Consider the following 24,578-nt stretch of genomic DNA (forward strand, 5'->3'; position numbering starts at 1 on the left):
GTCCTGAAGGTTCGTCGAGAGCGGGATTAAAACTAGTGTCCCCTACGGCGAAGTGAGAAAGAACGAATGGGAAGGGTTTGAAAGCGGTCGGTCGTGTGCTGCGAAGGAATTTCTGCTTCTCGGAGACTGCAACTACCGATCCACATGGATACTGCACCGTAACCTGTGGCGGTTTCCCAGATTCAGTCTCGTATCACTCGTGCGCTCGCCGAATCACGGTTTCAAGCCGCTCCCTCTCATTCGAAAAATGCAGATGCGTATCACAGTCACAATCCGAAGCCCCGATTCCCGAAACCGCTTCGACCTCTTCACCCAATTCCCTCGCAACTGCACACTCCACGTCCTCGCCCTCCGTCCGAACATCATCCACCAATGCCGACCCATCGTGCCCAAGCAAATAATCGATGTGCCAGTGACGAGCGTCGTTTTCGCCCGACGCGACCCGCCCGTGACGAGCGATACGCGAGAAGCCACCCTGTCCGAAGGCGCTTCCCGTGTAGGCGTACCATCCCGAGTCGAGTTTCCGGGTGCCTTTCGCGCCGAACTCCACCTCTACGGGGGCGGCGAGTTCGACCAACAGCGTGTAGGTTCCTTTCATCGTATCGAGGTCAGACCGTCGCGGCCACGATTGCGACGATGCCGCCCGCCACGGCGAGCATCGTGACGCCGTTCAGGACGATGGACTGCTTGTGGTACTGTGCGAAGGCGTCGTCGCCCGCCGCTTCCATTTTCGGGATGAGCACCCAGCGGGCGTAGCCGTTCAGAACGACACCGACGATGGCGAGGACGGCGGCGACGAGGCCGTCGAACGCGCCCGTCGCGTTCCCGATGACGGCCGCGCCAAACGCGACGAATCCCAGTCCAAGCCCGAAGGCGTAGTATTTCGGGAAGATGGCGTTGACGACCTTCCCGGCGTCGTCGTCGAGCACGTCGAACGTCGTCGGCGCGCCGATGAACGAGAAAAAGACCGTCCCTCCGAGCCAGACCCCGAGGGTGACGTCCACGACCAACACCACCACCGTTTCGAGAAGTGTCATGGCAGAAAGTAAGAGTTCAAGGGAATTTGTACTTTCGCCCGACCCTACTCGCTCACGTCGGCGACCGTCGCCTCAGCATACGTTTTCAGTTCCTCGGGCGTGATCGGAAAGACGGCTTTCGGCGTCCCCGCAGCGGCCCAAACGGTTTCGAAGTCGGTCAGGGTCTCGTCCAGATAGACGGGGACACCGGCGTCGTGGCAGAACGGCGGAACGCCGCCGATGGACCAGCCAACCGCCTCCCGTATCGCGTCGGCGTCGGCCATCCCGACCGCCGACGCGGGGACGTCGAGCAACGCGGCCAACTTCTCCTCGCTCACGCGGTTCGCACCGCTGGTCACGGCGACGATGAGGTCGCCATCGGCACGAAAGACGAGGCTGCTGGCGATCTGTGCGACGTCACAACCGATCGCGTCGGCGGCGTCTTCCGCGGTTTTCGTCCCCTCGGGAAACTCGTGGACGTCCACGTCGAACCCGTAGCGCTCCTCGGCGCGCGTTTCGAACTCCTTCGCTCGCTGGTGCATGCGCGGTAGGTCTTTTCGACGGGATAAATCGGTGATGGTGGCGGAAACGTTCTCAGTTCGTCGAGTCGCCGCCGTAACTCACGGTGAAGTCATCGACCGTCGCGGCGAGTGCTTCGGCCTGTTCGGCGAGCGCTTCGGCGCTCCTCGCCACTTCGCTGACGGAGGCGGTCTGTTCCTCGGCGGCGGCCGCCACGTCCTCGGCTTCGGCGGCGGTCTCGTCGCTGATTCGCGTCACGTCGTCGACGGCGGCGACGACCTCCTCCGTCGTCGTCGCCTGCTCGTCCGTAACGTGGTTTATCTCGGCGATGCCGCCGGTCGTCTCCTCCACCTTGGAGACGATGGACTGCAACGACTCCTGTGCCTCGCGAACGGTATCGGACCCGTCGACCACCGCCTCACGGGTTTCCTGTACGTTTTCGACGGTCACGTTCGCCTGCTCGCTCACCGTGTTGATTCGCCGTTCGATATCGACGACCGCCTCCTTCGTCTCGTTCGCCAATTCCTTGACCTCGTTTGCGACGACTTCGAACCCTTCCGTATCGCCGTCGGCGTTCGCCGCTTCTATGTTGGCGTTCAGCGCGAGCATGTTCGTCTGGTCGGCGATGGAACGGATGAGGTCCACGATGTCGCTGATACGGTCGATTTCGACCGCCAGTTCTTCCATCCCATCGACCACTTCGTTCGTTCCGGATTCGATAACGGACATCTTTCCGATGGCGTCGGATGCCGCCTCGCGACCGTCCTGCCCGAGCGCCTCGGTCCGCCGGGCCGACTGTGCCACCTGTTCGGCGGACGCGGCGACCTCCTCGATTGTCGCCGACAGTTCGGCCATCTCCCCGGACGTCCGTTCGAGGCGGTCGGACTGTTCGACTGCCCCGTCCGACATCATCTGCGTCGATTCCGTCACCTGCTCGCTCGCCCGCTCGATTTCGTTGGTGCTCGCGGTCACCTCCTGACTCGCGGCCGCGACGTCCTCGGCGAACTCGTTGACGCTACGAATCGTCGCTTCGAGTTCGTCGATCATCTCGTTGAATCCCTCCGCGATGTCGGTCATCGACTGGGTGGGACTCTCGGTCGACATCCGCCGGGTGAGGTCGCCGTCGGCGGCCGCTTCCATCACGTCGCTGAACTCGACGGCTTTCCGGTCGAGCGCCGCGTTGAGCCGTTCCGCATCCGCCTGTGCGGCTTCCGCCTCGGTCTGCGCTTTTTCGGCATCCGCTTGGGCCGCCTCGGCGTCCGCTTTCGCCTCCTCCGCTTCGGCGCGGGAGCGTTCGAGGTCGGTGACCATCGTCCGCAAGTCGTCGCGCATCCGTTCGAGCGTCTCGCCGAACGCGCCGGGAACCGATTCGTCCAACACCGGCGCGTCGAACTCCTGTCGTGCGAGCGCGTCGGCTTGATCCGCGACCGTGTTCAGATAGCCGTGCATCGACTCGAACGATCCGTACAACTGCCCCATCTCGTCCTCCCGGTTCGTCTCTGGCGGGTCGGCGTCGAGTTCGCCCGCCGCGATTTTGTCGGCCGTTTCGGAGACGGATTCGAGGGATTTCGCCGTCCCGCGACCGATAGTGAGACCGACCGCCAACAGCGAGAGGATCGCCATCAACACCAGAATCCCGATATTCTTCGTGACGTGGGTCTGGAGTGCGAACGCGGTTCTCTTGGGTACGTGATACAGCAACACCCAATCCGTGCCGATAACCGGCGTGTAGGCCATCACCGACGATGATCCGTTGGTGGACACATGTTGAATGTCGCTGTGACCGGCCAACCCGTTCTCGATGGCCGAATCGAACACGCCCGGGGACGAGTTCATCAGCCCGACGTTTCGGTTGTCGAGGAGGACCGTCCCCTGCCCGTTGACGATGGTCACGTCACCGGTCGTCGTGGGCGACGAGAGAAGGTGAGAGCGTTCCGACAGGGACACCGTGAGGATAACCAGACGGGACGAATCCGTAGTCGGTGTCACGAACGAGGTCACCGGTTCGCCGTTCGCCTCGTACGGCGACGTGATGCGGACCGTGTCCCGCGTCGGAAACATGAGCGACTGGTTCGCCCACACCGCGTCCGAGACGCCGACTCGCGTCCCGACCAACTGCTCGTCGGTGCTCGCCAGTACGGTGCCGTTCCGATCGAAGTAATGGATCGCTTGGACATCGGACGGCATGTCCACCAACTGCTTTTCGATGAACGTCTGTCGGTCGGTGTTCGACGTCTCCTTGCCGATCACCGAGGCGAGGAAACGGTCGGTCGAGCGTTTCTTCGAAACCCACGCGTCGAGCGAGTCGGCTTCGATTTGCGCGGCGTTTCGTATATCCTTGTCCGTTTGGCCCGCCACGAGGCTTTTCGTATCGAAGTGGATGTAGGCCCCGCTGGCGGCGATGAGGACGAGGATGGCGAACAACACCGCACCGAACCGCGCCGCGTAGCTTCGACGGATTCTGAACGGCACGACCCGTCGTAGGCGCGCCGAAACCCGTTTTCGGCGCGAGGGGTCGGAGTCGGTCATTCCGTCGACTCCTCCTCGAAAACCCACGCACGCAGTAGTTCCAGTTCATCGAGTTCGAAATCGGTCACGCGTTCGATCACGTACGAGTCCAGCGGTTCGAGGTCGTCGTTCAGATCGACCGGTCCCGACGCGCCCCGATAGTTCACCGCTCGGCCCGCGGAGATGATCGTCTTCGCCCGCTCGAACTCGCCGACGGTGACGGTCTGCCCGACCCCGCCGGAAACGGAAACGAGGGAGTCGCTAATGGCGGTCGCATCCGCCTCTCCCGCTTGTTCTATCGCGAGGCCGAGAAGGAACGCGGCGTCGTAGGCGTGTTGCGTGTAGGGTGCGAGCGGTGTGATATCGTCGAGTTTTTGTGACAGTTCGATGGAACTCGACGTCCGCTCGGTTGCGACCGACGCGCTGTACATGTTGTTCATGTACAGCGGAACGTTCTCCGGGATGAGTCCCTCGCTGAGGACGGACTCGCCGTAATACGGGTAGCTGATTAGCTGTTCGAGCATCGCCGTATTACCGGGTTCGCTGACGAACGCGACGGCGTCGGCCTCGGACTGGACGACCGTCTCGACCCGCTTCGAGTAGTCGTCCTTTCCGGGTGTGAACGGAACGGTCGCGACCGTCTCGCCGGAGATGCGCTCGTCGATGGCCGTCGCAAGCCCCGTCCCGAAATCGTTGTCGGCGTGCGCGATGGCGACGGTATCGGCGGCCACGTAGTGGTCGTCGTCGAGTATCTTCGCCATCACGCGCGCCTGTTGGACGTCGTTGGCGGCGGTCCGAGCGAAGTACTTCGTTCCGTCCCGTACGGCCGCAGTCGCGAGGTCCGGATACGTGCTCGACGGACTGATGGCGATAATCCGCTCCCGGGTGAGGTCGTCGGCGAGGGACATCGAGATATCCGTGGTGACGGGGCCGACGAATCCGACGACGTCGTCGTCCACGAACGAGTCGAACGCCGTCTTTGCGGCCGACTGGTCGAGTTCGCTGTCACCGACCGTGAGATCGAGTTTCCGGTCGAGCGGCCCGCCAGCATCGTTGATATCCGCGACCGCCGCCTCGATGGCGCGACGGTGGTGTTTCGCCACCGTACCGAAAGCGCCCGAGGCCGAAAGCGGAAGGAGTGCACCGACGCGGATCGGTTGCTGGTTCAGTTCCCCACCGAGACAACCAGCGAGACCGCTGATTGCGGGAAGGGAACCTCCCGCGAGACGAATATATTGTCTTCTAGACACATCATCCAACATATATTGCCACGAATAACAAACCAGCCAAAGTACCTTTCGATCAAGATATGTTTTGTTTGTGACCAGTGAACACACCGACAGCGTTCGAAGCGCCCGTTCGACGGCCGCAGCGCCCCCTCTTTTTTACCGTCGTTCAGCGAAGCGTTTTATGATCGAACGTCGAAACCGAGCCATGGAATTCGAGGTTACCACTTCGAAGCACGTGGACATCATCGACATCACGGATCGAGTGGCCGAACACGCCGAGAACACCGAAACGACGTGTACCGTCTTCGTCCCCCATACGACCGCTGGCGTGGTCGTCAACGAAAACGAGCGCCGACTCCGCTCGGACTTCAAAACCCTCCTGTCACGCCTCGTCCCTCGGGGTGACGACTATAGTCACGACCAGTTGGACGGGAACGCCGACGCCCATCTCCGCTCGATGTTGCTCGGAGAACACGTCACCGTGCCCGTCGAAGACGGCGAGTTGCTGCTCGGGACGTGGCAGTCCATCCTCTTTGTGGATTGCGACGGACCGCGGACGCGTCGTATCGTCGTCAGATGAGCCGATCACCACAGTTGCGACACGAGACCGTTTTCTTGCCTGTCGCGGTTCGTTCGACTCGCAGCGACCCGTTCGAATTACAGGACGGACAGACGCTCTTTCCGGTTTCGACGGCTTGGTGTTGAGCCATCCACTTGACGTTCTGTTCGACGATACGCAGGCGGTCCTTCGTCGCTTCGAGTTCTTCACGGAGCGTTTCGACTTCCGACTTCGGGGTTGATTCTGCGGTGGACGATCCGCGTGGGGACGATTCCGTCGTGGACTCCGATTCGTTCGTCGTCATGGGTTTCACCCGTGATGGGTGCTACCCCTACTCACGATTCGTCAGAATAAAAGGTTGTGGGCCGGATCGATCGTTTCCGTCGTTCAATCGGTCGCGTCGAGCGTGTTGATTCGACGGTTCAGTCGGCCCGTGTCGAGTCGGAACCTGATTTCGATTCGAACCGCTCCAACGCGCTCTTGAAGTCGCCCTCGTCCTCCGTGATGGACTCCCACGCTTCGAGGCCGCGTTCCTCGCGGGTTCCCTCGACCGTGTTGTCGAGCACGAACGCGACGAGACCGCCGACGGCCATCCCCGTTCCGAGGACAACGTATAGCGTGTTCGAGACGATGTCGGTCCCGAGAGCGGGGCCGAGCACTGACACGCCCTGCATTCCCTGCTGGAATGCCGCAGCGTCGATGTTCCCGATGTACGCCGGGATGGCGAGCCCCGAGAACGTAGCGAGACCGACGATGAAGAGATTACGCGAGGAATCGAGATCGACGTACTTCAGGTTCGAGAGCCCGACGGCCGAAATCTGGCCGAACATGGCGATGAACAGGCCGCCGACGATGGGGCTCGGAATCGTCGCCACGAGTTGGCCGAAGTAGCCGACGAACCCGACGATGAGCATGACGACGGCACCGATCTGGACGACGTAGCGCGAGGCGACGCCAGTCAGGCCGATCGCGCCGATGTTCTCGGAGTAGGAGGTCGAACCGTTGCCGGTACCCATGAGTCCGGCGAAGACGCTGGCGAGACCTTCCATTCCGATACCGTGGTCGATGCGCTTCTTGCTCGGCGCGCCGACGCCCGACAGGCGGGCCACGGCGTGATAGTCGCCGAAGCTCTCGATCATGGAGGCGACGACACCCGCGAACATGCCGACGATGTACGGAAGCGTGAAGCGCGGCATCCCCCACTGGAGGGGCATAACCGGCTGGAAGAGGTTGGCGTGAACGACGCTCATGTAGTCCACGTAGCCGGGATTCGACGGCGTGTAGACGCCCGTGTACGAGAGCACGAACGCGATTGCCCACGCCGTGATGACGCCGAGGAGGACGGGAAACAGGCGGAACGCGCGATGGTTGTCGAGATACTGCGAGAAGAGGACGATGAGGCCGAGCGTGAGACCGACGAGCAACCAGTTCTGGTTGGAAGCGGTGATCTGTGGAACGCTGAACAGCGACAGACCGATGAGCGCGATGGTCGGCGCGATGACGACCGGCGAGAGGTGCTTTTTCAGTCGACCCATCAAGCCGAGATAGCCGACCAACACCTCGACCGCACTGGCCGCGATGACTGCGCCCTGCAGTTCGAGCAGGGTTACGCGCCACCCCGCGCCGATGACGCCGATGATGGCGAGCGCGGGTGCGAGCATCGAGAACGTCGCTCCCTGCACGATGGGGTAGCGATTGCCGAACGTCGTCTGGGCCAACGTCGCGATTCCGGAGACGACGAAGAACGTCCCGATGAACTGGGCCGTCTGTGCTGGCGGCATCTTCATCGCGCCAGCCAGCGCCAGCGGCACCGCGATGTTCGCCCCGATCATCGTCAGATAGTGCTGGAATCCCAGCAGGACCGATTCCCCCAGCGGCGGTTTCTCTTCGATACCATACTCCACGAACGACGCCTCTTCGAGCGCCGAATCCCCGGTCGTCTCGCCTGTGCTGTCACTCATAGCTCGTTGAACGTACTCTACTCTCCGATTTTCCGAAGGATGCTTAAAAGTGACGTTACGAATCCCGCCGTTTTGATTACGATTCTCGTAATTCGGCGACTGCGGCGCGATCGGGCAGCGCCGTCATCGCGCCGGGTTCGGTGGTCGTCAGGGCGGCCACGGCGTTGGCGAATTCGAGGACCGCGTCGAGCGAACCGCCCGATTCGTCGTCGGCCAGCGCCGCGAGCGCCCCGGCGGTAAAGGCGTCCCCAGCGCCGGTCGTGTCGACGACTGACACGTCGTAGCCCCCGTGAGTCGCGGACCCCGCCTCCCACGGTGCATCGTCGCTCGCGTGCGCGTGGGCACCGTCCCCACCGAGCGTGAGGAGGCACGTGTGTGGCCCCGCCTCGCAGACGCTCGCCGCGAGCGAGGCCGCATCCTCGCCGTCGAATCCAGCCATTTCGAGGTCCTCAGGCGTCGCCTTCACGACGTCCACGAGGGACAGCATTTCGTCCACGGCCTCAGCAAATTCGACCCCTTCGTCCGCGCCGCCGCCCTCGGACCAGAGTTCCGGACGCGCGTTCGGGTCGAAGATCACCGAACAGTCCGCCTCGTTGGCGCGTTCGGCGAGGTCGAACGTCGCGGTTCGCGCCGGATCGCTCGCCAGCATCACGCCGCCGACGTACACCCAATCGACCTCGGCGAGCGCCTCGTCCGACACCCCACCGGGTTGCAGTCGCGTGTCAGCCGTCTCGTCGCGGTAGAAGGTGAACGCCCGGTCGTTCGTCTCGTCGTGGGTAACGAACGCCAGCGTCGTCTTCGCGTCCGCGTCGCGCTCCACGAACCGATCCGGAAGGTCCACATCGAGCACCTTCGAGAGGTAGTCGCCGAACGGGTCGCAGGCGATTCGCGTCCAGAACCACGGCGTCTCGTTCAGTCGGGAGAGTGCCACCGCGACGTTCGCGGGCGCACCACCCGGACGGCGCTCGAACGTCGGTACCTCCGAGAGCGGGCCGGGTCGTTCGGGGAGGAAATCGATAAGCGTCTCGCCGGAGACGAGAATCCGTGGCGTCGATGAGTTCGACATGGTTTTTCGTGGACGGGCTAGTAGGAAAGGATTTACTTCCGACGTCGGACACTACATGAAAGAATACCAGAACGTCACGTCCGTCGAAACGGCGATTTCGGTCCTTCCGATGGAAAGCAACTGTTCGGTGCGACACAGCGCCTACAGCAGTTCGTCCAGATACGTCTTGCTCGTCCCCATGTAGCCGTAGTCGAGGGTGAACATTTCGACCGAGAGCGTGCCGTCCATCATTAACTACACGTAGTCGAAATCGAGGTCACTTGCGATGTCGAACGCCTCCTCGTACTCCATGCCGGTTTGGGTAACGTACCCGGTCTTCGCGTTCATGCACATCGTTCGAGGGGATGTCCGATAGTTCTGGTTGCCAGTACGACGAGTCGAAAAAAATCGAGGGACGTCGTTAGTTTCCGTCGCCGTCGTGGTCGGTGTTGCTCCCACCGTTGTGACCGTCTCCCATGTGACCTCCATCGTTCCCGCTATGGTCACCGTTTCCACCCATGTGGTCTCCGTTGTGACCGCTTCCGCCACTGTGGTCGCCATCGTGACCGTTTCCACCCATGTGGTCCCCGTTGTGACCGCTATGGTCGCCGCTTCCACCCGAACCACCTTTGCCGCTCGTCCGTACCTTCCCGACCATCGTCGTCGGGTGGACGGTGCAGTAGTACTTCTCTATCTCGCTCGTGGCGACGAACCGGAGAGTCTGCGTCGCGCCCTTCTTCTGAACGATTTTCGTCTTGCTGATGGCGTTTTTCGGCGGTTTTGTGCTGCCGCTACCCATGTTTCCGCCGCCGTTCCCCATACTGTCGCCCCCACCGCCGTTCTCGTTCGTCCGTACGTTCGGATAGATGACTTTGAGGTTGTTCCCGTTGGAATCCTGGAGGGCGAAATCGTGCGGTTGGCCGTCCATGTTCGTCCACGTCACCTGATACACCTGTCCGGTCTGGAGCTTCAGCGTCGGGTTCTTCTGCCCTTTGATGGAGTTCGGGGCTCTCCCCTGCCACCCTTGAACGCGCCCACCCAGTTGGAACGATTCGTCCATTCGATGTCCGTTCTGCTGAGCGGCCCCCACGGCCGTCATACCGACGAGCGTACCGCCTGTCATCGTCAAGAACTGTCGTCGTGTCTGGCTGATCGATCTGTCGCGAGACATGCCCACAAACGATTGGCGAGAGCCAATAAACGACGACTATCGTTCGTATCGTGAAACGGCGGCACGCGAACGACGGGCCATCGTTTCGTGACGGTAATCACGACAACCGAATATCGACCGGATAAGGGTGCGATTACCCCACGGTTCCCATCCAGCGAAAATCGGTCGGTGTGGGTATCCGCCCCGTTCGGACGACCGGGAGTCATCGACTATTTGTCCGCCCCCTCTGGTGATTTAATCGACAGGTTTTCGGTACTATTGATATGCTGGAACGCCGGTGGTGATATATGGCGTCCGAAAAGATCGGGTTGACCGAATCGATTTCGATGGCGGTGGGTGGGATGGTTGGTGGCGGTATTTTCGCCGTTCTCGGCGTCGTAGCGGCCGCTGCGGACACACTGGCATGGCTCGCGTTTATCGTCGCGGGGATCATCGCGATGGCCGCGGGCTACTCGTTCGTTCGTTTGGGCAAACTCTCGAACGACGGTGGTGGGCCGCTCACCTACATCGAGCGGTTCACCGGAAGTACGAAACTGGCGGGGATGACGGGATGGACCTTTATCGTCGGCTACATCGGCACGATGGCGATGTACTCCTACGCGTTCGGCGGCTACTTCACCGAACTCGTCGGCCTCACGAGGATCGCGGGTATTCCGGCACGGCCGTTCGTCTCCGGACTCGTCATCGTCCTGTTCGTCGGTCTGAACGTGCTCGGCGCACACGCGTCCGGCCGAACGGAAGACGTGCTCGTCGGGTTGAAAGTACTCATACTGCTGTTGTTCGGCTTCGGTGGTCTCTATTACGGATACAAAAATGGAAAGCTCCACACCGGGTTCGCGAAACTCGGCGTCGGTCCGGTCATCGCGGCGGCGCTCTCGTTCGTCGCGTTCGAAGGCTGGGAACTGCTGTTGTTCGACCGTGACAGCATCAAGGATCCGGCCGAGACGATACGAAAGGCGATCTACATCTCCATCGTCGGCGTAACGGCGATTTACATCATCGTCGCCATCGTCACGACGAACCTCGTGCCCCCACACGTCATCAAGCAAAACGCGGAAACAGCGCTGGCAGTGGCTGCGAGGCCGTTCCTCGGGCAGATCGGATTCGTTCTCATCTCGATCGCCGCGCTGTTCTCGACCGGGAGCGCCATCAACGCGACGCTGTTCAGTTCCTCGCGCCTCCTCAGCGAGATGGTAACCGAGGACTATCTTCCCGCACAGATCGGTGCCAACGGCGGCGGCGAACCGGTTCGAGCGTTGGTCATTCTCGGGACGCTGACGGCGGCGTTCACCGTCGTCGGGAGTCTCAACGGGATATCGTCGTTCGCATCCCTCGCATTCATCACCATCTTCGGGGCCGCGAGCTATCTGGCGCTGAAAAATCGGAGCAGCGACGACCTGAAGACGGCAATCGTTCCCGCCATCGGGACCGTCGGCGCGATAGCGACCATCGTCGCACTGGTCTGGCACCTCTACACGGCGGAGAACTCGGTGTTCTGGACGGTCGCCATCATTACGATCGTCGTCGTCGTCGTCGAGGTGGCGTACTTCGAGCGGAAATCGATAGAAGAAAAAGCTGCGTCGGTAGAGGCCGAAATTGAAGAGTACGTCTGAAGGCTCGGGTATCGTCCGTTATACGTAGCCCTTGACGCTCGTGTGAACCCCCATCGCTTCGAGGGTTTCTTCCAGCGCGTCCAACACGACCGCGAGGTCCTGCTGAAGCGCGTATTCGCGATACTTTCCACCCGCGGAACCTTCGTTGATCTCCGAAACCGAGAGGATTCCGAGCATCGCGAGGTCGTCCAGGTGCTCGCGAAGCCAGCGAGCGGTCAGGGCTTCGCGCTGGGCGGTCACCGAGAGCGCCTTGTATCGGGAGTAAATCTCCCGGGAACGGGCGGGCGTCTCACCTTCCGCTTCGAGCGTCGCGAGCGCGTAGACGACCAGTCGCTCGTGATCGTTCAAATCGGCGATACCACGAGCGACCTGCTCGCGTTCGAGCAGGTCGCGACCGCGTCGAACGTGTTCTTCCGACACGCGAGCGGCGTTTTCCTCGCGAGCGAGGTCGCCTGCCTTCAGAAGCAAGTCGAGTGCCTTTCGCGCGTCGCCGGATTCCTGTGCGCCGAACGCCGCACAGAGGGGGATCACGTCGTCGGTCAGCACGTCGTCCTTGAACGCGACTTCCCGGCGCTGGTCGAGGACCGCGCGGAGCTCGTTCGCGTCGTAGGTCGAAAAGGAGATGGACCGCTCACAGAGCGAGGAACGGACTTTCGGTGAGAGTCCGTCACGGAACGTGAGGTCGTTGCTGATTCCGATGAGGCCGATCCGGGCTTCGGTAAGGTTGCCGTTTTCGCGTGCACGCGAGAGTTGATAGAGGATGCTGTCGTCCTTCAAGTGGTCGATTTCGTCCAGTACGAGGAGGATGATTCCGCCGTGGCTGTCGAGTTCGTCCCACATGAGTTCGTACACCTGCGAGCGCGAATAGCCGGTCTCGCTGATTCGGTTCGCGGGGTCCCGAAGAGTATTCACGAGGTGGCTCGCCACGCGATAACTGGAGTTGAGACCGTCGCAGTTGACCAGTTCGGTGAAGATGTCGAGGTCGTCGTACTCGTCGGCGTTGTTCTCCAGTTTGTTCAGCAAGAATCGCGTTGCGGCGGTTTTCCCCACACCGGCTTTCCCGTAGAGGAAGATGTTGTCCGGTTGTTCCCCGTAAATCGCGGGTTGGAGCGCACCGTGATATTCTTCCAACTCGGAATCCCGTCCCACCAGCGTGTCGGGCGTGTAATCGTCCAACAGTGCTTCACGATTTTTGTACGGAGAATGTTCGCGAACAAATTCGAATGAACCCATTATTCCATCGCAAACGGAGGAGTGGCATAACCCTTCCGAACCACCCGTTCCTTTGATTCCTGAGTTTCATCTGAATGGTGGAAAACGGACATAGCCTACCCGAGCCACCCGTTCTCGTGTGATACGTCGGGAACGGTGTCGAGGAAAAGACACGGTAAACCAGCCGTTCCTCTGATTCCGGTGTTTCTTCTGTTCCGATTGCTTAAATAACACCCCCACCCCTCGATTCCGCTGAGTGAGGAACGAACGGTGGGGTGGGGGAAGATGGGGTTTCTAGAATGGGAAGATTCAAGTCGATATCATCACAACAACATCCGTAAACTAGACTAAATCGACTATTTCACCGATATAGTCGATGAATGATATTCGGCTCCCGGTCGTTCGTCGACGTCGTATTTTCGTCGACCCACCTTCGACGTGGAGTTCAGCGGAATCGAGGGGTGGGGGTGTTTATAAATCTACGTTGACAAAGGAAACATCGGAAATGTCCCTTTGCTTCGTCACTCCCCATGACTATGAAGAACAACGGAACGGTGGGGTGGGGAAGAACTACCGTTCAAGTCGGTAAAACCCGGGACGAGCGAATAACCTTTTGAGAAAGACAGCGGAACGACGGTGTATGTTCCATGCCACTCAATGTCCTGGGTGTGGCATATTCCGCGACGAGCGACCACCTCCCTCGGAGACAAACTTAGTACAGTCGCCACCGAGTCGGTATCCTGTACTGACGTTGGTGCCGTTTCACACTAATGTTGGAACCGGTCTCCTTCCATTGGTGTTGGAACTTCTCTTTCACCTGCATCCTCACTTTTCGACAATCGTCTCTTTTCAACGGCTAGCGGATCGGTGTCCCACCGCTCTCGTAGCACGACGAACAGCGGAACGACGGGGTCCAATCAAACGGATAGGGACGACGAATCCGAACTATTTCCTGCAATTCGGTATCAAAAAACAGCGGAACGATGGGGTGGGAGAACAAAATCCTGACACGAGCCCCACTAAATCGTCAATTTCGGAACTGAGGGTGACAAAAGACAACGGAACGACGGGGTAGCTGTACAGCAACGTTCGGTGGAGAACTGACCACGACCGAACGGTCAATCGGAGCATCGGTGTGGAATGAACAGCGGAACGATGGGGTTTGGTGAGATGAGAATCCGCATTGATCACGTCCAAGATAGACGTTCCGTCCAACGACAATACCACATCTCCGCCAACGACAATACCACATCTCCGCTAACAGGTGAGCCGAACCGATCGAACCGATCAGTTTCGGCACCGGACCCTTCGGTGCCGAACTTGACTGGTTTCTCTTTTCACATTGTTCTACTAATATGGCTCATTTTTGGAACACGGGAACAAACAGCGGAACGACGGTGGGGGTCAAAACACCGATTTGGCCCACCAAAAGACAGCGGAACGACGGGGTTGCCCGTCTCTTCGATTCGGAGGGGTGTCCTCCCTATAATCACAGAAAAAAGCGGAACGACGCGTAAAAAACCAGTTTTGAATTTCGGCCTGTTCCGCGGAACGGAGGGAATATCCCGATTTTCGTGCCCGTCAGACACAGCGGAACGACGGGGTTCCCTGATGGCGTTCCTGTGTCAAAACAGCCATGGCTACGCTCCGATGAGACGTTACTACCGCCCGGAACGACGACCGTTGGAAAATCAACGAAATCAGATTTAGCGGCAGATTCTCTTCCGTCGAATTTAGAGGATGATGCTCTTGTGTCGGACCATCTCTTTGATCGTCAGGTTGAGACCCTGCCGACCGATTCCCGAACCCTTGTTCCCGCCGAACGGGATGTCACCGAGTCCGTGGCTAGGCGCGCCATTGATCCGGACTGCCCCGGCGTCGAGTTTGTCGGCCATCCGTCGTGCACGGTCGTAGTCGTCCGTGAACACGGCCGCGTCCAACGCGAGGTCACCGCCGTTCGAGATTTCGATGGCGTCCTCCTCGGTCTCGAACGTCGTGACCGCAGCGACGGGACCGAACTGTTCCTCGTGGATGATTCGAGCGTCGTGTGGGACGTTCGCCAACAGCGTCGGTTCGAAGAATTGACCATCTCGGTCGCCACCGCGAACGAGGTCGGCACCCTTCTCGACGGCATCTTCGACGAGTTCTTCCACCCATTCGGCTTGACTCTCGCTGATAAGCGGTCCCATCTGGGTGTCCTCGTCGAAGAGGTCGCCGACGGTCCACTCGTCCATCGCGGCGTCGATTCGGTCGACGACGTCGTCGTGGATGCTCTCGTGCGCGAGCACTCGGCTGACGGCCGAACAGCGCTGTCCGGCGTACTTCAGCGACCCTTTCGCACAGGCACCGGCGACTTCCGAGAGGTCCGCGTCCGGGAAGATGACGGCAGGCGCGTTGCCGCCGAGTTCCATGTGCAGGTTGACCATCCCGCTCTTGCGTGCGACGTGTTTTCCGGCCGCGCTGCTGCCGGTCATCGTGATCATGTTGATACGGTTGTCGCCGACGAGAAGGTCGCCGATTTCGCTCCCGCGTCCAGGCGTGAAGTTGAACGCCCCCTTGGGAAGGTCGAGGTCGGAGATCACGTCGGCCAGAATCGCCGCACTGACCGGCGTCTTGCTGGCCGGTTTGAGGATGACGCAGTTACCCGCCGCGAGCGCTGGTGCGACTTCCAGCGCGGTCGTCGCAAGGGGGTAGTTGTACGGCGTAATCGCCAGAATCGTTCCGACCGGTTCCGGCTTGAGGATCGCTTCCCAACCTTCGTGGCCGCCGGTCGTCCCTTTGCGGAACTCACCCTGCAGGTCGTGGGCCTCTTCCGCCGCACGGCGGAAGCGCTCGGCCGCGCTCTCGACTTCGCCGCGAGCGCTCGAAATCGGCTTACCGGCTTCGCGCACGATCACTTCGGCCAGTTCCTCCTTTCGTTCGAGGAGTCCGTCCGCGATTTCCTCCATCCACTCGGCGCGCTGTGGAATGGTGGTTTCGCGCATTTCGGCCTCTGCCCGTTCCGTGGCGGCGAGCGCTTTATCAGCCTGCTCGGCGTCCGCTGCGGCGACTTCCGCGAAGACGCCACCGTCCGCGAGGTCGGTAACGTCGAGGGTGCCGTCGGCGTCTAGCCACTCACCATCGATGTAGAGTTGCTCCCGTCGATGAATCGGTTTCTGTGACATGGTTACACCTTGGGACTCAGTAGGTAAATTATTTACTCACAACCGGATTAACACCGGAAGTTTGCTTTTATCGATTCGACAACGGAACGCTACCCCAGAAATACGACAAACGACTCGTTTTGGATCGATTCGGAGCTGTTTTCAGAACACCGACCACTTGTTCGAAACCCGCTCTCGAACCGAGTGGACGATGTATTCGGCCGAAATCAGATTCATCTCGATAGTGACGAAAACTGAACAGATGTCAACCTCGGTCGCGTGTCAAAATCGATACCCAACCCAAGGATCAACATGATAATTCCGTTGTTATCCACACGATGATTCCAGTGTTATATTGTTGATTAGTCACGCGAATCAACCACCAACTATCGTCCGAGTTGGCACGGGTTTGGAGAGGGATGAAAACGGTGAGCGAGGAGGGGATAGAAGCGGTAAGGAGTGGATGGAAACGGTGAGGAGAAGGGGATAGAAGCGGTGAGGAGTGGATGAAAACGGTGAGGAGAAGGGGATAGAAGCGGTGAGGAGTGGATGAAAACGGTGAGGGTAGTACGTACTGTTGGGAGCGTCGGTCATCTGCCGCCGGAATTCTGAATCGAAACCGAATCAAAAGCGAATCGAAACCGAACGAGAAACGGCCGCTTCAGAGCGATAGCCACTCGGTCGTCACGTTCCGTTGGACCAAATGCCATCGTTGTTCCACGTCGCTGCCGATCATTCGAAGTTCGATGGCGGCGTCGAAAACGGGAAGCAGGGTGCGGACGACCCTCGAATCCATCTCCGCCGGGAGGTGGAAGTGACCCATTCCGTTGACGGTTTTGATGCGGCCGGTCAACACGTGGAGAAACCGAAAGAGGGACTCGTGGTCGTGCGTCTCGACCAACGGCGTGAGCGAGTCGAGACAGACGCGGAGTTCCCCCGACGAGAGTGCCCCGCTCTCGCGTTCGAACTCGTCTATCGCGTTCGAAATTTCGATGCCGAGTTCGGCGAGGCCATCGGTTTCGAGCACGGTTCTGTCGGGGAGGTTCTCCGTGCTCGATGTCGTCGAGGTGCTTCGAACGGCGGTCGGTTGTTCGATAATCTTCACGTCGCTGGCGTTCGCGTTCGCGTTGGTGTCTGCCTTCGGCCCCGTGGCGTCGTCGCTCGGCGTGTGTATCTGGGAGGGTTTTCCGGCCGTTCGAACGAACACCCGTCGCCGTGGCTCGGCCGTGGCATCTCCGAGAAGACGGTCGCACGCCCGGTGCATGGCGGGTTTCGGACCAACGAGCAAGAGACCACATCCCCTGCGCTTGAGCCGCTCCAGCTCCCGAGTAAAGGTTACAGCAGTTTCCCCTGTCTCGGCACTGTTTTCGCCACGCTCGTCCATTGTTCCGGACACAATACCTAAAGTATGATAAGTTTTCGGATTACGTCGGGAGGAAGAGTCGGCAAATCCGGCGGCGTTTGTAGCTGTTTAAAGCATCCAACCCCTATCGAAAACCGATGACCGACGACCTGTTCAGTAGCGTCACGTTTCGAGAATCGACGGCGCGAAACCGTGTGATGGTGTCGCCGATGTGTCAGTACTCCTGTGCCGGTGACGGGCTGGCTACCGACTGGCATCACGTGCACCTCGGAAGCCGCGCCACGGGTGGTGCTGGCATCGTGATGACCGAAGCGACCGCCGTCGAACCGCGCGGTCGAATCTCGCCGGACGACCTCGGCATCTGGAGCGACGAGCACGCCGACGCGCTCGCTCCGACCGCCGAATTCATCCGCGACCGTGGTGCGCTTCCGGCGATTCAACTCGCCCACGCGGGCCGCAAAGCGAGCAAGACCAGCCCATGGGATGGTAACCAACCCCTCCAACCCGACGACGATGGGTGGGAAACCATCGCGCCGAGTCCCGAACCGTGGCCGTACGACGACACGCCGCCGGAACTGCGCGAGATGACGACCGACGACATCGCAACCGTCGTCGATTCGTTCGCGTCGGCGGCCGAGCGAGCGCTCGACGCCGGATTCGAGATCGCGGAAGTTCACGCCGCGCACGGCTACCTCCTCCACGAGTTCCTCTCGCCGGTCACGAACCGCCGCGAGGACGAGTACGGCGGCAGTCTGGAGAACCGAACCCGAATCGTTCGGGAAGTCACGGAAGCGGTCCGCGAGGTGTGGCCCGACGACAAACCCGTCTTCGTTCGCATCTCCGCGACCGACTGGCTGCCGGACCGGGAATCGTGGACCATCGAGGACTCGGTTCACCTCTCCGAGGAACTCCACGACCTGGGTGCCGATCTCATCGACGTGAGCGCGGGTGGACTGCACCCCGACCAGCAGATACCGAATCCCGGCCCGAACTACCAGGTCCCGTTTGCCGAGCGAATCCGCGAGGATACCGACATCCCCGTCGGCGCTGTCGGCGGCATCACCGAACCAGCACAGGCGGACGCGCTCATCCGAAACGGTCGGGGCGACCTCGCGATCATCGGCCGCGAGCATCTCCGTGACCCGTACTTCACGCTCCACGCCGCGGCGGAACTCGACGCCGAAGACCGCGTCGAATGGCCCCGACAGTATCGCCGCGCTGTGTGAATTCCGGAACCACGCCGTTCGTCCGACGGACGATTTAAGCCGCCACTCGTCCATCGATTTGTATGGCATTCAGTCGCAGGAATTACGTCCCGTGGGGACGGAGGAACGTTCATGCCGACTGACGACACGACTGGTCCGGACGAGTCGGAGCCGTCGGTCGAACTTCGGGCCCCGCCAACCCCGTTTTTTCTCGCCGAAAAGTACGTCGCCAACCCCGTCCTGCGGCGGTTGCTCCGTTCGAAGCTTCACTGGCTGGTGAGCGACCGACTCATGCTCCTCTCCTACGTCGGTCGATATTCGGGGACCCGCTACACCACGCCCGTCGCCTACGACCGTCGCGGTGACACCCTCATCGCGACCACGCTTCGTCAGCAGAGCAACTGGTGGAAGAACTTTCGCGAGGAACATCCCGCGACCATCTGGCTTCGTGGGTATCGCCGAAAGGCGACCGGACTCGCCATCACCGACGCGCGTGATATCGCCGAATTCGTCCGGAGCGCCCTCGTCCGCTACGGTATCGAGCGAGCGAAGTGGCTCGGATTGAAAATCACGGGCGACGAAACGCCGACCGTCGACGACCTCGCAACGGTCGCGGACGACCTCGTCGTCGTCCGCTTCTCGCTCGACGACTATCCGCCCGTCCGCACGACGCTTCACATCCGAGAAGAGGAGTCCTCGTCACGCTTCGGAATCGATTCCCCGTCTTAATCCTCCTCGTAGCGACTGTCCTCGCGGATGTTCTCCGGCATCGCATCGTCCCGACCGTTGTACTGGTCGCCGAACGTCTCCACGATGTCGCGTTCGCTCCCCCATTCGACGTAGTAGTCGGTGAGGAGTCCCGCGACCGTCTCCCCGAGTTCGTCCAACTCCTCGTTGATGGCCGAGACGGTCGACCACGAATCCACCTCCTCGTATCGCTCCTTGTCTTCCCAGTCGTCCGGGATTTCGGGCGTCTCGTACTCGACTTCCTCCCGTTCTGGACTCCAGTAGAAGTCGAACTCCTCGATGAACCCGAGGTCGAGCGCGACCCGGTAGTCGTCGGCCGAGAGCGCGGTCTCGTCCGCCCAGTCGCTGAACCCCTCCTCCCACGCGTTCTCCTCGTCGTCCAGATACGACTGCAAGTCGGCCCGTTTGTCCACGTCGGACTCGTACTGTTCGTCCCGTGCTTCCCGGTAGATGGTCGGTGCGGTGGGCGTCGCTACATCGAGGCTCATGATAGTAGAGAGGCTTCCCACGAGGATAAACTCTCACTCGACCGATTCTATCCTCACTCCTGCTCGAACGAATCGGAAGAATGAACGAGAAGTGCAACGACACAAACTTGCCAACCCTACTCTACCAACAGCGATAGTTCGGAACCGATCGGTAGGAGTGACGAACTCACAATCGATATGTTCACTGTCACTGATGAGGATCTATGATAGGATCACAGGTGGCTGTTAGTCCACGCTCGTCTCCGAGTGAGTCTCTGGTGGTGATTCTGCTGGGTCCGGTTTTTCATTTCTGATCCCGAGGACATGTTGAATCAAACTTCCATGGGCACGACGGAGTCGTTCGGAGAGCGCTTGATGGCTGATCCCGAATTCCTCAGCGAGATCGTCCGCTGTGGCCTCGCGTGGTACCTCATAATAGCCCCGATCAGCGGCAAGCTGAATCGCGGTGCGTTGACAGTCAGTGAGTCCGAATCGATTACTACCACGGTCGCCGAACTCCTGGATGTTCCTGACTTCGAAGTCGATACCCTGCTCTTTGCAGTACTCGTTGGTACTGGCGGCCGCTTCACGATCAGCGAAGATGAGTCGAAAGTTCCAGTGATCGGTTTGCCCCACCGCGGTCTGAATCGTCGCATTTTGATCGACCAGCACGCGAATCAGGTGGTCGATTCGGTCGGCCCAGTCGAATTTATACAGACAATCCGTCTCGAAGGTGGCGATTAGCTCGAAGCCATCGACACTGTCGTCGATGGCGAACGCCTCTTCGAGTCGTACACGATCGGTCGTTTCAACCCGCATGAACGGCATCAGACTGTCTTGATTGGTGGCGGCCACCTGTTCGACTTCAAATGTCACGTGCTCAAATTCACTGAGCGTGTATTCGAGGGCAAACTGTGCGGCTGGAACCGTTATTTCGACGATCGTTCCAGTCATCGTTCGAGGAGCACCTCCTGAATTGCGACCTCGTCACTTTCACGAAAGGCAACACGATTTTCCGACACATCGAACGAGACGAGGTTCGCATCGATTGACTTCGGCACGTGATGGTGGGACAGCGAGACATAAATCCGTTCGCGTTCGGCTTGTACCTCCGTCGGTTCTGTTTCCGTTTTACATCGAACGATTGCGTCGGCTACATCGCCTAGACACGCAGATTCAGGTTGTCTCTCTGCGAGCGTTTTCGATAACCGTTTTTCTGACTGGCCACCAACGTCACCAAGAATTCTGTAGAGGGCTTCCGGTTCATCGGGCATGAGAGAACAAAGATCAGAGAACGGGAAATGTTCGCGGTGCGTATTTACGCCCGATATATATTACGATCTGCTTTCATCCTCCGGATGGCTTACTGTTAATACGTTCGTGATTATATTTCTATGGGCACGGCGTAACAACTTCGAACATGATTGTTGTGAAATGCCCATCTCATCAGCTATCACGCCCATCGATACGGATCGTGGAATCTCGAAATATCCACGGTCTAATGCCGTAACTAAGGCATTACGTTGTTTCGGAGAAAGGCCGTACTGGCCGCCACCCCTCGGCTCTGAGGGATGGTACAGTCGGCGTAATTTGAAGGGAACGTTCTTCTCTCGGCAGAAGTCCTGGAACTCGGCAACGAGGTCTTCGTTATCGAATCGCATTCGAAGTTCCCAATTATCCGCGCGGCCAGTCGCTTCCAGGATGGTCGCTCCGATTTCGACGTACGCATAGACGATACTTTCGATATTTTGTGTCCATTCGGCCCGATAGAGCGTTCCATCCTCGTATTCATCGAGTTTCGTGATACACTGGGTAGTGGGGTCGTCGTCGACTACCGCTTCGAACTCGGTGTAATCGCCGCCTCGGATCCAGAAATACGGCATCACTCGGTCCGTGTCATGGGCTACGACGCGTTCGATTTCGACGGTCATCTCCGGCACTTGTTCGAGGGTCTCTGAGAGCGCAAGAGCATCGGCTGGGACCGTAAATTCAGCGATAACACTCATAGCGAATACACGGTTTGGGAATGAATAAGCGCAGTGGCGGTCCAGTACTTTAGAGACGATTCGGTGGCCTGGATGGTGACGGCTTAAATACCGTCTTTTCACTCGACTCAGTCGCCCCGAGTTCCGATCGACGATTCCCACTGTCGATAGCTAACCCATAACAGCCGACGCTCCGCACGTGGAACAAAATTGGAAGACCGCTGGAGACGGACTACTTCTGCTCGAACCGAATCGGGAGCGAATCGACGCCGTAGATGAACGAACTCCGCGTCGGTTCGAGCGTCGTCTCGGGAATCGTGATGTTCGATACGCGCGAGAACAGTTCCGAGAGGGCGACTTTGGCTTCGAGTCGGGCGAGCGGCGCGCCGAGGCAGTAGTGCGTGCTGTAGCCGAATCCGAGGTGCTGGTTCGGAACGCGGTCGGCGCGGAACTCGTCGGCGTCGTCGAACTTCCGTTCGTCGCGGTTGGCGGAACCCATCCAGACGGAGATTCGGTCGCCCTCCTCGATGGTTTCGCCCCCTATCGTCACGTCCTCCATCGCCACGCGGGTCATGGCCTGGACGGGCGACCGGTAGCGAAGCACCTCCTCGATGGCGGTGGTGAGCGCCTTGTCGTCGCCCGTCAACGAATCGAACGTGTCGTCCTCGTCGAAACACCGCATCGCGTTCGTTATGAGGTTCGTCGTCGTGATGTTCCCGGCGACGAGCAATAGGATACACGTCCCGAGGATTTCGCGGTGCGAGAGCGGTTCCCCGTCGATTTCGGCGTTGACGAGCGTCGAAATGAGGTCGTCCTGTGGGTTCTCCCGTCGGTCCTCCATGAGTTGGACGAAGTAGAACGCCATCTCTTGGCGCATCTCGCCTTGGCGTTCGTAGAACTCCTCCGTGTTCTCGTCCTCGCTCGCGGCGGAGACGATGGCGTCGGACCACGTTTTGAACTGGTCGCGGTCCTCGGCCGGAACGCCGAGAAGTTCGGCGATGACGATGACCGGAAGCGGGTAGGCGAACTCCTCCACGAGGTCGATCTCGTCTCCGTTGTCGAGGATGTCGTCCAACAGTTCTGTCGTCAATTCGCGGATGCGCGGTTCTAGCTCCCGAATCGAACGGGGGCTGAACTCGTCGTCCACGACGCCGCGGAGTTCGTCGTGTCGCGGCGGGTCCTGCAGGAGCATCGTGTCGAGCATGACACCTGCCTCCTCGCCCTCCGGTTCCTGAAAGCCGTCCGCGTTCCGCGGACTCACGGAAAAGCGCTCGTCGTCGGCGAGGATGGTCTTCACGTCGTCGTACCGGAACACGTCCCACACGTGCCGAACCGGGTCGTACCGAACCGGTTCCTGCTCGCGCATTTCCCGATACCAGTCGAACGGTTCGAGCCACGCTTTCCGTTCGGATAGTTCGTCGGGAAATGCCTGCAAACCCTGCGGGTTGGAGGAACTCATCCCTAGTAATTGATGTACGTATCCGTATCAGCTTTTTCCAAACTGTCTATCTATCGAACATGAATTCGGCCGCTCGTTTGGGAACCGCGACACCCGCATCCTCGACGGACCGAGCGACGAGAGTTGTGTGATGCTCGTCGCCGATACGGATACGGTTCGCTATTCGCTGACGTAACAGGGGAGCGAATCGACGCCGTAAACGAGCGACTGCGGGGAGAGATCCGAGAGGTCCGGTTCGATCACTCCGAACCGGTCCAGGAGTCGCTCCAAAGCGATGTCCGCTTCCAATCGGGCCAACTGCGCCCCCAGACAGAAGTGAATTCCGCCGCCGAACGTCAGATGTGGATTGGGATTCCGCTCGGGTCGGAACTCGTTCGGCGCGTCGAACTTGGACGGATCACGGTTTGCCGACCCGATCCGTGCGACGACCAACTCGTTTTCGTCGATTTGGCGTCCGCCGATCTCGACCGGTTCGGTCGTCACACGTCGGACCGCTTGGGCCGGTGAACGATAGCGGAGAACTTCCTCGATCAGCTTCGTGCGGTCGATTTCGCCCGCCCGGACCGCGTCGAACAGGTCGTGTTCTTCCAGACACCAGAGCGTGCTCGTGATGAGGTTGACCGTCGTGACGTTACCGGCGACGAGGACCGTTATGCAAAACCTGACGACCTCCTCGTGATTCAACTCGTCGTTCGAAGCGGCGAGGGTGATCAGATCGTCTCCGTCCCCGTCGACGCGGTCCGGGATGAGTTCCGAGAAATAGTCGCTCATCTCGCGTTGGGCCTTCTTTGCCTCTTCCTCGTCCGTCATCGCCAGTTCGGTGGTCGCTATCGACCATTCGCGGAACTGTTCGCGGTCCACTGCTGGAAGGCCCAGCAGGTCGGCGATGACGGTCACCGGGAACGGATGGGAAAACTCCTCGATGATATCGACCGTCGTCCCGGTTTCGGCGGTATCCAGAATATCGTCGGCGATTCGCTCGAAGCGTTCCCGACTCTCCGCCAACGTCCCGGGGAGGAATCGGTGGTTGGAGAAATTACGGAGGCGTTCGTGTTCCGGCGGATCGGTCCGGATCATCGACGGTGTCTCGGCTGTCGTGCCGAGCGGACTTCCATCCGTGAACCGAATGTCCGCACTGGCGATATCCGCGGTGAATCGCTCGTGGTCGCCGAGAACTTCGCTCACGTCGTCGTAACCGAACACGTCCCATCTTCGTCGTTGCTCGTCGTACCGCACGGGTTGGGTGCTGCGCATTTCAGCGTACCAGTCGAACGGTTCCAGTCGGGCTTGTTCGTCGGACAATGCTTCGGGTGGCGTACGGAAGGCCGTACCTCGATTGGAGGACCCCATGTACTGAACATTCAGTCAATTAGTTG

22 protein-coding genes are annotated in these 24,578 nt (G+C 60.0%); 4 read left to right on the plus strand and 18 right to left on the minus strand.

Annotation, left to right across the window (positions count from 1 at the left end; all coding sequences use genetic code 11):
• Window positions 1-193: 193 nt before the first annotated feature.
• From NKF25_RS21300 to NKF25_RS21320, 5 genes are read right to left on the minus strand one after another with little or no spacing between them, the layout of a single operon-like run.
• Window positions 194-598, minus strand: a complete 405-nt coding sequence (locus NKF25_RS21300; RefSeq protein WP_253228649.1) for a GIY-YIG nuclease family protein — start codon at window positions 596-598, stop codon at window positions 194-196.
• A gap of 10 nt (window positions 599-608) precedes the next feature.
• A complete protein-coding gene (locus tag NKF25_RS21305; RefSeq protein WP_253228650.1) occupies window positions 609-1,037 on the minus strand; it encodes a DUF4149 domain-containing protein in 429 nt (142 codons plus the stop codon).
• A gap of 44 nt (window positions 1,038-1,081) precedes the next feature.
• Window positions 1,082-1,558 carry a YbaK/EbsC family protein gene (locus tag NKF25_RS21310; RefSeq protein WP_253228651.1) on the minus strand — a complete coding sequence of 159 codons (477 nt, stop codon included), beginning with the start codon at window positions 1,556-1,558 and terminating at the stop codon, window positions 1,082-1,084.
• Window positions 1,559-1,610: 52 nt separating this feature from the next.
• Window positions 1,611-4,064 (minus strand): methyl-accepting chemotaxis protein, encoded by a 2,454-nt coding sequence (locus NKF25_RS21315; protein ID WP_253228652.1) that lies wholly within the window; start codon window positions 4,062-4,064, stop codon window positions 1,611-1,613.
• Window positions 4,061-5,293, minus strand: a complete 1,233-nt coding sequence (locus tag NKF25_RS21320) for an ABC transporter substrate-binding protein (RefSeq protein ID WP_253228653.1) — start codon at window positions 5,291-5,293, stop codon at window positions 4,061-4,063. The genes NKF25_RS21315 and NKF25_RS21320 overlap by 4 nt, the downstream gene beginning before the upstream one ends.
• 184 nt (window positions 5,294-5,477) lie before the next feature.
• Between NKF25_RS21320 and NKF25_RS21325 the strand changes: the two genes are divergently transcribed.
• On the plus strand, window positions 5,478-5,852 hold the full coding sequence (locus tag NKF25_RS21325) for a secondary thiamine-phosphate synthase enzyme YjbQ (RefSeq protein WP_253228654.1): 375 nt from the start codon (window positions 5,478-5,480) through the stop codon (window positions 5,850-5,852).
• Here NKF25_RS21325 and NKF25_RS21330 read toward each other — a convergent pair.
• The 4 genes from NKF25_RS21330 to NKF25_RS21345 all read right to left on the minus strand — a co-directional run bounded on the left by NKF25_RS21330 (window position 5,845) and on the right by NKF25_RS21345 (window position 9,960).
• Entirely contained in the window at window positions 5,845-6,135 is a 291-nt protein-coding gene (locus tag NKF25_RS21330; RefSeq protein WP_253228655.1) for a hypothetical protein, read from the minus strand. The genes NKF25_RS21325 and NKF25_RS21330 overlap by 8 nt on opposite strands.
• A 118-nt stretch (window positions 6,136-6,253) precedes the next feature.
• Window positions 6,254-7,792: a solute carrier family 23 protein gene (locus NKF25_RS21335; RefSeq protein ID WP_253228656.1), complete on the minus strand. Its 1,539-nt coding sequence runs from the start codon at window positions 7,790-7,792 to the stop codon at window positions 6,254-6,256.
• Window positions 7,793-7,868: 76 nt separating this feature from the next.
• The gene (locus NKF25_RS21340) at window positions 7,869-8,858 is read right to left on the minus strand and encodes a carbohydrate kinase (RefSeq protein ID WP_253228657.1); all 990 of its coding nucleotides are present in this window, start codon (window positions 8,856-8,858) and stop codon (window positions 7,869-7,871) included.
• A gap of 400 nt (window positions 8,859-9,258) precedes the next feature.
• On the minus strand, window positions 9,259-9,960 hold the full coding sequence (locus NKF25_RS21345) for a hypothetical protein (protein WP_253228658.1): 702 nt from the start codon (window positions 9,958-9,960) through the stop codon (window positions 9,259-9,261).
• 335 nt (window positions 9,961-10,295) lie between these two features.
• Between NKF25_RS21345 and NKF25_RS21350 the strand changes: the two genes are divergently transcribed.
• On the plus strand, window positions 10,296-11,621 hold the full coding sequence (locus NKF25_RS21350) for an APC family permease (protein WP_253228659.1): 1,326 nt from the start codon (window positions 10,296-10,298) through the stop codon (window positions 11,619-11,621).
• 18 nt (window positions 11,622-11,639) lie between these two features.
• Here the strand turns inward: NKF25_RS21350 and NKF25_RS21355 are convergent, their stop codons facing one another.
• From NKF25_RS21355 to NKF25_RS21365, 3 genes are all read right to left on the minus strand, one after another.
• A complete protein-coding gene (locus NKF25_RS21355; protein WP_253228660.1) occupies window positions 11,640-12,854 on the minus strand; it encodes an orc1/cdc6 family replication initiation protein in 1,215 nt (404 codons plus the stop codon).
• Window positions 12,855-14,566: 1,712 nt separating this feature from the next.
• Window positions 14,567-15,997 (minus strand): aldehyde dehydrogenase family protein, encoded by a 1,431-nt coding sequence (locus NKF25_RS21360; RefSeq protein ID WP_253228661.1) that lies wholly within the window; start codon window positions 15,995-15,997, stop codon window positions 14,567-14,569.
• 640 nt (window positions 15,998-16,637) lie between these two features.
• On the minus strand, window positions 16,638-17,360 hold the full coding sequence (locus tag NKF25_RS21365) for a hypothetical protein (protein ID WP_253228662.1): 723 nt from the start codon (window positions 17,358-17,360) through the stop codon (window positions 16,638-16,640).
• A 116-nt stretch (window positions 17,361-17,476) separates the two neighbouring features.
• Between NKF25_RS21365 and NKF25_RS21370 the strand changes: the two genes are divergently transcribed.
• Both NKF25_RS21370 and NKF25_RS21375 read left to right on the plus strand, forming a co-directional pair.
• A complete protein-coding gene (locus tag NKF25_RS21370) occupies window positions 17,477-18,565 on the plus strand; it encodes an NADH:flavin oxidoreductase/NADH oxidase (RefSeq protein WP_253228663.1) in 1,089 nt (362 codons plus the stop codon).
• 111 nt (window positions 18,566-18,676) lie between these two features.
• Entirely contained in the window at window positions 18,677-19,273 is a 597-nt protein-coding gene (locus NKF25_RS21375; protein ID WP_253228664.1) for a hypothetical protein, read from the plus strand.
• Here NKF25_RS21375 and NKF25_RS21380 read toward each other — a convergent pair.
• The 6 genes from NKF25_RS21380 to NKF25_RS21405 form a co-directional block, all read right to left on the minus strand.
• The gene (locus tag NKF25_RS21380) at window positions 19,270-19,779 is read right to left on the minus strand and encodes a hypothetical protein (protein WP_253228665.1); all 510 of its coding nucleotides are present in this window, start codon (window positions 19,777-19,779) and stop codon (window positions 19,270-19,272) included. The two genes, NKF25_RS21375 and NKF25_RS21380, sit on opposite strands and share 4 nt — an antisense overlap.
• A 225-nt stretch (window positions 19,780-20,004) precedes the next feature.
• Entirely contained in the window at window positions 20,005-20,712 is a 708-nt protein-coding gene (locus NKF25_RS21385; RefSeq protein WP_253228666.1) for a helix-turn-helix domain-containing protein, read from the minus strand.
• Window positions 20,709-21,032, minus strand: a complete 324-nt coding sequence (locus tag NKF25_RS21390) for a hypothetical protein (protein ID WP_253228667.1) — start codon at window positions 21,030-21,032, stop codon at window positions 20,709-20,711. Before NKF25_RS21390 ends, NKF25_RS21385 begins: the two co-directional genes overlap by 4 nt.
• Before the next feature lie 60 nt (window positions 21,033-21,092).
• Window positions 21,093-21,764 carry a bacterio-opsin activator domain-containing protein gene (locus tag NKF25_RS21395; protein WP_253228668.1) on the minus strand — a complete coding sequence of 224 codons (672 nt, stop codon included), beginning with the start codon at window positions 21,762-21,764 and terminating at the stop codon, window positions 21,093-21,095.
• 211 nt (window positions 21,765-21,975) lie between these two features.
• A complete protein-coding gene (locus NKF25_RS21400; RefSeq protein ID WP_253228669.1) occupies window positions 21,976-23,202 on the minus strand; it encodes a cytochrome P450 in 1,227 nt (408 codons plus the stop codon).
• A gap of 159 nt (window positions 23,203-23,361) precedes the next feature.
• Complete coding sequence (locus tag NKF25_RS21405) at window positions 23,362-24,552, minus strand: cytochrome P450 (protein WP_253228670.1); 1,191 nt, start codon at window positions 24,550-24,552, stop codon at window positions 23,362-23,364.
• Window positions 24,553-24,578 lie beyond the last annotated feature (26 nt).

Source organism: Haladaptatus sp. AB643 (assembly GCF_024136975.1).
Lineage (GTDB): Archaea > Halobacteriota > Halobacteria > Halobacteriales > Haladaptataceae > Haladaptatus.

Coding starts and splice junctions, on each gene's coding strand:
- NKF25_RS21300 (WP_253228649.1), bottom strand. CDS start 598: ATGAAAGGAACCTACACGCTGTTGGTCGAACTCGCCGCCCCCGTAGAG.
- NKF25_RS21305 (WP_253228650.1), bottom strand. CDS start 1,037: ATGACACTTCTCGAAACGGTGGTGGTGTTGGTCGTGGACGTCACCCTC.
- NKF25_RS21310 (WP_253228651.1), bottom strand. CDS start 1,558: ATGCACCAGCGAGCGAAGGAGTTCGAAACGCGCGCCGAGGAGCGCTAC.
- NKF25_RS21315 (WP_253228652.1), bottom strand. CDS start 4,064: ATGACCGACTCCGACCCCTCGCGCCGAAAACGGGTTTCGGCGCGCCTA.
- NKF25_RS21325 (WP_253228654.1), top strand. CDS start 5,478: ATGGAATTCGAGGTTACCACTTCGAAGCACGTGGACATCATCGACATC.
- NKF25_RS21330 (WP_253228655.1), bottom strand. CDS start 6,135: ATGACGACGAACGAATCGGAGTCCACGACGGAATCGTCCCCACGCGGA.
- NKF25_RS21335 (WP_253228656.1), bottom strand. CDS start 7,792: ATGAGTGACAGCACAGGCGAGACGACCGGGGATTCGGCGCTCGAAGAG.
- NKF25_RS21340 (WP_253228657.1), bottom strand. CDS start 8,858: ATGTCGAACTCATCGACGCCACGGATTCTCGTCTCCGGCGAGACGCTT.
- NKF25_RS21345 (WP_253228658.1), bottom strand. CDS start 9,960: ATGACAGGCGGTACGCTCGTCGGTATGACGGCCGTGGGGGCCGCTCAG.
- NKF25_RS21350 (WP_253228659.1), top strand. CDS start 10,296: ATGGCGTCCGAAAAGATCGGGTTGACCGAATCGATTTCGATGGCGGTG.
- NKF25_RS21355 (WP_253228660.1), bottom strand. CDS start 12,854: ATGGGTTCATTCGAATTTGTTCGCGAACATTCTCCGTACAAAAATCGT.
- NKF25_RS21360 (WP_253228661.1), bottom strand. CDS start 15,997: ATGTCACAGAAACCGATTCATCGACGGGAGCAACTCTACATCGATGGT.
- NKF25_RS21365 (WP_253228662.1), bottom strand. CDS start 17,360: ATGGACGAGCGTGGCGAAAACAGTGCCGAGACAGGGGAAACTGCTGTA.
- NKF25_RS21370 (WP_253228663.1), top strand. CDS start 17,477: ATGACCGACGACCTGTTCAGTAGCGTCACGTTTCGAGAATCGACGGCG.
- NKF25_RS21375 (WP_253228664.1), top strand. CDS start 18,677: ATGCCGACTGACGACACGACTGGTCCGGACGAGTCGGAGCCGTCGGTC.
- NKF25_RS21380 (WP_253228665.1), bottom strand. CDS start 19,779: ATGAGCCTCGATGTAGCGACGCCCACCGCACCGACCATCTACCGGGAA.
- NKF25_RS21385 (WP_253228666.1), bottom strand. CDS start 20,712: ATGACTGGAACGATCGTCGAAATAACGGTTCCAGCCGCACAGTTTGCC.
- NKF25_RS21390 (WP_253228667.1), bottom strand. CDS start 21,032: ATGCCCGATGAACCGGAAGCCCTCTACAGAATTCTTGGTGACGTTGGT.
- NKF25_RS21395 (WP_253228668.1), bottom strand. CDS start 21,764: ATGAGTGTTATCGCTGAATTTACGGTCCCAGCCGATGCTCTTGCGCTC.
- NKF25_RS21400 (WP_253228669.1), bottom strand. CDS start 23,202: ATGAGTTCCTCCAACCCGCAGGGTTTGCAGGCATTTCCCGACGAACTA.
- NKF25_RS21405 (WP_253228670.1), bottom strand. CDS start 24,552: ATGGGGTCCTCCAATCGAGGTACGGCCTTCCGTACGCCACCCGAAGCA.